We start from the raw sequence: 8032 nt of genomic DNA on the forward strand, positions 1-8032 counted from the left end.
GACGAGTTGGAACACATCCATGAGAGTCGTCTTCTGTCTTTGGCCCAACGCCGCCCACCTGTACCCGCTCGTTCCCCTCGCCTGGGCCCTCCAGTCAGCCGGGCACGAGGTCCGCGTCGTCTCACACCACACCCTCCAGGCGTCGACCGTCGCCGTCGGTCTTCCCGCCGTCTCCGTCGGGAGCCCGGACATGATCCCCATGGGGCCGGGAAACCCCTACCCGGAGGAACGGGGCCGACTGGCCGAGCTCACCGAGGTCCTCGCGCCCACCGGTGGCGAACGGGACCCGTGGGACGTCTTCACTCACTTCATGCTGCCGTCCATCTGGGACTTCTCCCCCGTGGAACCGGCCGAAGAGGAACGCTTCCGCGCCGTGGACGACCTGGTCGCCTTCGCCAAGGACTGGAAGCCGGACCTGGTCCTCTGGGACCCGTGCTTCCCGATCGGGGCCGTGGCCGCGGTGGCCAGCGGAGCCGCCCACGCGCGTCTGCTCTGGGGGCAGGACTACTTCGGCTGGAGCAGGAACCTGGTCCGCTCGCGGCGGTCCGATGCCCCGGGCATCACCGCGGAGGAGCCGCTGGCAGCCGCGCTCGCACCGAGCGCTCGACGCCACGGGGTCGAGGTCGACGAGGACCTCCTCCTGGGGCAGTGGACCCTGGACCCTCTTCCGGAGGCGATGCGGCTCCCCACCGGGGTGCCCGCCGTTCCGGTCAGATGGGTTCCGTACGCCGGGCAGACCCCCGTGCCCGAGTGGCTCCGCCAGGAGACCGGCCGACCGCGGATCGCCCTGTCCCTGGGGCTTTCCCAGCGCATGTTCCTCAAGGGGGGCTGGGGCCACGTTCCCGCGCTGCTGGAAGCACTCGGCGGGCTGGACGTGGACGTGGTCGCGACCCTGGACGCGACCCAGCTGGACGGTTCGGACATCCCCTCGAACGTCCGGACCGTGGACTACCTCCCGCTGAACCAGCTCCTCCCCGCCTGTGACGCGATCATCCACCATGGCGGCGTCGGCACCTTCGCGGCCGCCGCCGCTCTGGGGATCCCGCAGCTGATCACGGATTCCGACGACGACCACGGTGTGACCGCCGCCGCGGGGGAGGGCATGGAGGCGTCCAAACACGTCGAATCCTCGATCACCGCCGGATACGTCACCTCCAGGGGGGCCGGCCTGCGGCTGGACCATCGGACGCAGACCGTGGAGGACATCAGGGAGAGCCTGCGCCGGGTGCTGAAGGACCCGGCCTTCCACAAGGGCGCCGCGCGGGTCCGGTCCGAGATCCTGGCGTCCCCCGCGCCGCCGGCGGTCGTCTCGGCCCTGGAGGAACTGGCCGCGCTGCACAAGGGCACCCCATGATCAACGTGTTCCAACCGAGCCTGGGCCGGGAGGAGCTCGCCGCCGTCGAGGCGGTGTTCTCCGACTCCTGGCCCGGGCTCGGCGAGCGAGCCGCCGCGTTCGAGGCCGCGTTCGCCGATCACCTGGGGGTCGATCCGCGCACCGTCCTGTTCGTCAACTCGGCGACGTCGGGGCTCTTCCTGACCGTGGAGCTCCTCGGCCTGGGTCCCGGGGACGAGGTCGTACTTCCGAGCGTGAGCTTCGTCGGCGCGGCGAACGCCGTCCGTGCGGCGGGGGCCGAGGTCGTGTTCTGCGACGTGGACCCGCGCACCCTCAATCCCTCCGTCGAGGACGTGGAGCGGGTGTTGACCGACCGTACCCGGGCGGTGGTGCTCCTGCACTACGGAGGCCTGCCTGGTGACGTGGAGGGGATCGCCACGACATGTCGGTCGCGCGGCGTGTGGCTCGTGGAGGACGCGGCGTGCGCCGTGGCCTCACGAGTCGGTGACCGCGCCTGCGGAACCTTCGGCGACGTCGCGGTGTGGAGCTTCGACGCCATGAAGGTCCTCAGCACCGGCGACGGAGGGATGGTCGTGGTGCGAGACCCGGACGAAGCGGACCGTGCCCGGAGACTGGCCTACCACGGCCTGCGCCACGAGAGCGGGCTGAGCGCCTCCCGCTCCGTCGCCCGGAGATGGTGGGAACTGGATGTGGAGGCCTTCGGCAGGCGGGTGGTGGGCAATGACCTGACAGCCGCGATCGGGCTCGTGCAACTGCGCCGTCTACCGGAGTTCGTCCGACGCAGGCGCGAGCTCGCCTCCGTCTACGACCGGGCGCTTTCGGGGGTGGAGGGGCTGGAGGGCCCGCCTCCGGTACCGGAGGGACACACCTCGTCCCACTACTTCCACTGGGTGCGTCTGGAACCCGGGGAACGGGACCGGGTGGCGGCCGAGCTGCTGGACAGAGGTGTCTACACCACCTTCCGTTACGCGCCCCTGCACCGGGTCCCCGCCTACGGAGCCGGAGACGTCCGGCTACCGGGTGCGGAGGAAGCGGCGGAGCGGACCCTCCTGCTCCCCCAGCACCAGGGGCTCTCCGACGAGGACGTCGGGCGCGTGATCAGTGAGCTGGTCTCGGCGGTCACCGGGCGTCCTCCGGTCGACGGGGGGAGCGCGCGGTGAGAGCCCTGATCCTGGCGGGTGGGTCCGGGTCGCGGATGCGCCCGATCTCCCACACACGGCCCAAGCAGCTGGTCCCGGTCGCCGGGCGTTCGGTTCTGGAGCACGCGGTCCGTACCGTGCGCGACCTGGGCGTGCACGAGGTCGGAGTCGTCACCGGCGGCGGCACCAACCTGGTCAGACACGCTCTCGGGGACGGCTCCGCCTTGGGGGTGCGCATCACCTACGTCCACCAGGAACGGCCCCGGGGCCTCGCCGACTGCGTGCGAACGGCACGGGAATTCCTCGGGGAGGAGGACTTCGTCCTGTTCCTGGGGGACAACCTCCTGCCGGACGGGATCGGAGGACTGGCCGAGGAGTTCCGTGCTCGGGGCTCGGACGCCCACGTGGCGGTTCAGCGGGTCCCGGACCCGAGTGCCTTCGGGGTCGTGGAGACCGGTGAGGACGGCAAGGTGAGGCGCCTGGTGGAGAAACCCACGGAACCGGTGGGGGACCGGGCGATCATCGGTGTCTACTTCTTCACCCGCGCCATCCACGAGGCCGTCCGGTCCGTCGTCCCCAGCCGACGGGGGGAGCTGGAGATCACCGACGCGGTGCAGTGGTTACTGGAGCGAGGGTACGGCGTGACCACCAGCGAGTACACGGGTTACTGGGCCGACGTCGGCCGCCCGGAGGACGTGCTGACAGCCAACCGGCACGTCCTCGCCCTCCTTCCCGACTCCCTGCCGGTGGAGGGTGTCGACGCGTCGAGCACGGTCACCGGACCGGTGCGTCTCGGGCGCGGGGCCAGGATCATCCGTTCCTCGGTGAGCGGCCCGGCGTCGATCGGCCCCGGAACCCTGGTGGAGGACTCCGCTGTGGGGCCGGGGACGTCGCTGGGACGGAACTGCTCGCTCCTGGGGGCGGACGTGGCCGACAGCGTCGTCCTGGACGGCACCCGCTTGGCGGGCCCCGCTCCCCTGCGGGGCTGCCTGATCGGCGCGGACTCCACGATCCGCTCCCGGTCGGCTCCCGCCGACGCCCACCGGCTCGTCGTCGGCGACCACGCACGGATCGATCTGAGCGCCTGAGGCAGCACGCACACGAATGGAAGGGACGGACCTCCCCGTCATGAGCGAGACGAAGACCGAGATCCTCAACGCCGTTCGGGCCTACCACCGACAGGAGGAGAAGACCGGGGCGTTCGTCCCGGGAGAGACGGAGATATGGCCGTCCGGGGCGGTGTTGGACGCCGATGACAGGGCCGCCTTCGTCGAGGCCGCGCTCGACATGCGCATCGCCTCGGGGACCAGCGCTCGCAAATTCGAGTCGGCCCTGGCACGCCGGATCGGCGTACGCAAGGCACACCTGACCAACTCCGGCTCCTCCGCCAACCTCCTCGCGATCACGGCGCTCACCTCACACCAGCTCGGCGAGCGGGCGCTCGTCCCGGGTGACGAGGTGGTGACCGTGGCCGCGGCCTTCCCCACCACGGTGAACCCGATCCTCCAGAACGGGCTCGTCCCGGTCTACGTGGACATCGAGCTCGGAACGTACAACACCACGGCCGAACGAGTCGAGCGTGCGATCGGTCCACGCACCAGGGCGATCGCGATCGCCCACACGGCGGGCAATCCCTATGAGGTGGAGGAGATCGCTCGGATCGCCGCCGAGCACGGCCTCTTCCTGGTCGAGGACAACTGCGACGCGCTGGGGTCGCGCTACCGGGGTGGCTACACCGGAACGTTCGGAGATCTCGCCACGGTGAGCTTCTACCCCGCACACCACCTCACCATGGGCGAGGGCGGCTGCGTCCTGACCTCCGACCTGACACTGTCACGAATCGTGGAGTCCCTGCGGGACTGGGGACGCGACTGCTGGTGCCCTCCAGGGCAGAGCAACACCTGCTTCAAGAGGTTCGACTGGCGGATGGGCGAGCTCCCCGAGGGCTACGACCACAAGTACATCTACTCCCACGTGGGGTACAACCTCAAGACCACCGACACCGCCGCGGCGCTCGGTCTGTCCCAGCTCGGCAAGATGGACGACTTCTGCGCGGCCCGACGCGCCAACTGGGCGCGGCTCCGCGAGGGTCTGGACGGGGTGCCGCACCTGTTGCTGCCCGAGGCCACCGCCGACAGCGATCCGAGCTGGTACGGGTTCGTCCTCACGGTCACCGACGACGCCCCCTTCGACTCCTCCGACCTGGTCGGATTCCTGGAGGACCGCAGGATCGGCACCCGACGCCTGTTCGCCGGGAACCTCCTGCGCCATCCCGCCTACACGAACCGGCCACGCCGCCTGGCGGAGCCCTTGGTCAACAGCGACAAGGTCATGCAGAGCACCTTCCACCTGGGGGTCTATCCCGGCCTGACCGAAGAGATGATCGACTACGTCGTCTCCTCGGTCAAGGAGTTCGTCGCCTCACAGCGTTGACCCTTCCTCGGCGCTCCGGTGGAGTCACGATCTCCGGCACGAGCGCTCCTCACACACCACACACGAGGTAGACCATGCGTTGGAACACCCCTGACCGGCCCCCCACAGTGGCGGTGATCGGGCTCGGCTACGTCGGCTCGTGCCTGACCGGAGTGCTCTCGGATCGGGGACACGAAGTCATCGGCGTCGACACCGACACGGCGTTGGTGAACGAGCTCTCGAACGGACACTGCCGGTTCCATGAGGAGGGACTCGCGGAGAGGCTGACCCGAGGGCTGGACGCGGGACGCGTGCGCTTCCTGCCCGACCAGAGCGCGGTCGGGCAGGCCGACGTCGTTCTCATCACCGTGGGGACGCCGGTACGGGAGGACGGTTCGCTGGCCGTGGACCAACTCGCCACCGCCTGCGAGGAACTCAGCCGCCACCTCAGACGGGGACAGCTGGTGATCGTGAAGAGCACCGTCCCCCCGGGCACCACGTCGGGACGGGTACGCGCCAGCCTGGAGGGGTCCGGACTGGTCGCGGGCGAACACTTCGGACTGGCCTTCGCCCCGGAGCGCCTCGCCGAGGGCACGGCGATCAGGGAACTCGGAGAACTGCCGATGGTCGTCGGCGGTCTGGACTCGGAGAGCACGCGTGCCGCCGCCGAGTTCTGGAGCGGAGCCCTGGGGGTCGAGGTCATCACCGTCGCCTCTCCGGAGGCCGCCGAGATCGTCAAGCTCGCCGACAACTGGTGGATCGACCTCAACATCGCGATGGCCAACGAACTGGCCCGGTACTGCGCGCTCTTCGGAGTGGACGCCCACGAGGTCATCCCCGCCGCGAACACCGTACCCAAGGGGTCCGGCACCATCAACGTGCTCACTCCGAGCGTGGGCGTGGGCGGCTCGTGCCTGACGAAGGACCCCTGGATGGTGTGGCACTCCGCCCGTGAGCGAGGCCTGGACCTGCGCACACCCGCAGCGGGACGGGAGGCCAACGACGCGATGCCCGACTACGCCGCGAGCACCGTGTTGGCCGAACTGGAGCGTATGGGGCACCGCCGGGAGGGGAGCCGGATCGCCGTCCTCGGCCTCGCCTTCAAGAACGACACGGGGGATCTCCGGGAGACGCCCGCTCTTCCGTTCGTCACTCACCTGGAGAAGGCGGGTTGCCAGGTGGTCCTGTTCGATCCGCTCGTCGACACCGGGGAGGCGCTCAGGGTGTTCGGCCGTGAGCTCGCCCCCTCCCTGGAGGCGGCGGTGGCCGACGTCGACTGTGTGGCGGTCCTGGCCTACCACCAGGAGATGGCGGCCACCGACCTCGCGGACCTGCCGGTTCCCCGGCCCTGCCTGTTCTTCGACGGACGCGCGCACCTGGCCCCGGAATACGTGGAACGGCTGCGCGCCTCGGGCTTCGTGTACCGCGGTATCGGGAGGTAGACATGTCCACACGAACGCACGCAGTGGTCACGGGCGGCGACGGCTTCGTCGGCCGTCACCTGGTGGCCCGCCTTCTCGAACAGGGGTGCGCGGTCACGGTCCTCGACCAGTCCACGGGCGCGGCGCCCCCGCCGGGGACCGCCGGGGCGGCCCGGATCCACGGGGACGTGCGGAACCCGGACCACGTGGCACGGGCGATCCGCCGGGACGTGGACGTGGTCTACCACCTGGCGGCCGTGGTGGGGGTGGACCAGTACCTGGCCCGGCCCCTGGACGTCATTGACATCAACTTCACCGGTACCCGCAACGTCCTGGAGGCCGCGGCCCGCGCGGAGTCCCGCGTCGTGGTGGCGAGCACCAGCGAGGTCTTCGGGAAGAACCCGGCCGTGCCGTGGGCGGAGGACGACGACAGGGTGCTCGGGTCGACCTCACGGGCGCGATGGAGTTACGGCACGAGCAAGGCACTGGCGGAGCACCTGGCGTTCGGTTTCGCCTCCCAGCGGGGTCTACCCGTGTCGATCGTGCGCTACTTCAACGCGTTCGGACCGGGCCAGCGACCCGCCTACCTTGTGAGCCGTCTGGTGCACCGGGCCCTGAACGGGCTTCCCCTGACCGTGTACGACGGTGGCCGTCAGACCAGGTGCATGACCTTCGTCGGGGACGCCGTGGAGGCGACCCTCACCGCGGGGACCTCCCCGGCCGCACTCGGGGAGGCCTTCAACGTCGGCAGCGACCGCGAGACCACCGTCGCCGAGGTCGCCGGCCTGATCCGCGAGCTCACCGGAGGGACCGTACCGATACGCGACGTGGACACCGGCTCGGGCCTGGGAGCGGAGTACGAGGACCTGGGTAGGCGGATCCCCGACACCCGAAAGGCGCGTGAGCTCCTGGGCTGGCGGTGCCGCACCCCGCTGCGCGTCGGACTGGAGCGCACCATCACGTGGGCTCGGTCCGCGCCCCAGTGGTTGGAACGACCGGACACGGGTGCCGAGTAGCGCCTCCGGGCCGATCAGCGCGACAACACGCAGAGCGAGGAGACGAACCTTGGACACCATGAACGAGCGCCCCGGGGGGACCACCTTTCAGGGGCGTCCCATGACGCTGCTGGGCGAAACTTTGAATGTGGGCGACCGAGCACCTGACTTCACCGCGGTGGACCCGGACATGGGAACGGTCGGGCTCTCCTGGGCTCCGGAGACCGTTCGGGTGCTGTGCTCGGTGCCGTCGGTGGACACTCCGGTCTGCGACCGGCAGACCCGCGTCCTCGGTAGCGAGATCGCGGCGCTGCCAGGAGCGGAGCTGCTGACCCTCTCCGTCGATCTGCCCTTCGCCCAGCGGCGTTGGTGCGGGGCCTCGGGGCTGGAGGGAATCATCGCCTCCGACCACCGGGAACTGTCCTTCGGCCGGGCGTACGGTGTGGCGGTCAAGGAGCTCCGCCTGCTCTCCCGTGCCCTGTTCGTGGTGGACGCCGAGGACACGGTAAGGCATGTCCAGTACGTGGCCGCCTCGGACGGACCAGCCGACCACGAAGCCGTGCTCAGGGCCGTCCGGGACTGCTTGTAGAGGCGGAGGTGGGGGCGGGGGGGGGGGGGGCCCGGGCCCCCCCCGCTTGTTATTTTAATAAAAAAAAAAAAACCCACCCAACAAAAAAAAAAAAAAAAAACAAAGAAAAAAAAAATAAGAAA

General features: G+C 69.8%; 7 protein-coding genes. All 7 read left to right on the top strand.

Features of this window, described 5'->3' with window-relative positions; translation table 11 throughout:
* The first annotated feature begins 19 nt into the window (after nt 1-19).
* The 7 genes from ACFW3L_RS00625 to tpx all read left to right on the top strand — a co-directional run bounded on the left by ACFW3L_RS00625 (nt 20) and on the right by tpx (nt 7910).
* Nucleotides 20-1354: a nucleotide disphospho-sugar-binding domain-containing protein gene (locus tag ACFW3L_RS00625; RefSeq protein WP_378734774.1), complete on the top strand. Its 1335-nt coding sequence runs from the start codon at nt 20-22 to the stop codon at nt 1352-1354.
* Nucleotides 1351-2514 (top strand): DegT/DnrJ/EryC1/StrS family aminotransferase, encoded by a 1164-nt coding sequence (locus ACFW3L_RS00630; RefSeq protein WP_378734777.1) that lies wholly within the window; start codon nt 1351-1353, stop codon nt 2512-2514. Before ACFW3L_RS00625 ends, ACFW3L_RS00630 begins: the two co-directional genes overlap by 4 nt.
* Nucleotides 2511-3581 (top strand): glucose-1-phosphate thymidylyltransferase, encoded by a 1071-nt coding sequence (locus ACFW3L_RS00635; protein ID WP_378734781.1) that lies wholly within the window; start codon nt 2511-2513, stop codon nt 3579-3581. Before ACFW3L_RS00630 ends, ACFW3L_RS00635 begins: the two co-directional genes overlap by 4 nt.
* Nucleotides 3582-3621: 40 nt before the next feature.
* Complete coding sequence (gene rfbH, locus ACFW3L_RS00640) at nt 3622-4926, top strand: lipopolysaccharide biosynthesis protein RfbH (RefSeq protein ID WP_378734783.1); 1305 nt, start codon at nt 3622-3624, stop codon at nt 4924-4926.
* 74 nt (nt 4927-5000) lie between these two features.
* Complete coding sequence (locus ACFW3L_RS00645) at nt 5001-6347, top strand: nucleotide sugar dehydrogenase (RefSeq protein WP_378734785.1); 1347 nt, start codon at nt 5001-5003, stop codon at nt 6345-6347.
* A gap of 2 nt (nt 6348-6349) precedes the next feature.
* Nucleotides 6350-7342 (top strand): NAD-dependent epimerase/dehydratase family protein, encoded by a 993-nt coding sequence (locus tag ACFW3L_RS00650; RefSeq protein WP_378734787.1) that lies wholly within the window; start codon nt 6350-6352, stop codon nt 7340-7342.
* Nucleotides 7343-7400: 58 nt separating this feature from the next.
* On the top strand, nt 7401-7910 hold the full coding sequence (gene tpx / locus ACFW3L_RS00655; protein ID WP_378735357.1) for a thiol peroxidase: 510 nt from the start codon (nt 7401-7403) through the stop codon (nt 7908-7910).
* The last annotated feature ends 122 nt before the right edge of the window (nt 7911-8032 follow it).

Origin of the sequence: Nocardiopsis sp. NPDC058789, from assembly GCF_042745575.1 — a bacterium.
Classification (GTDB): Bacteria; Actinomycetota; Actinomycetes; order Streptosporangiales; family Streptosporangiaceae; genus Nocardiopsis; species Nocardiopsis eucommiae.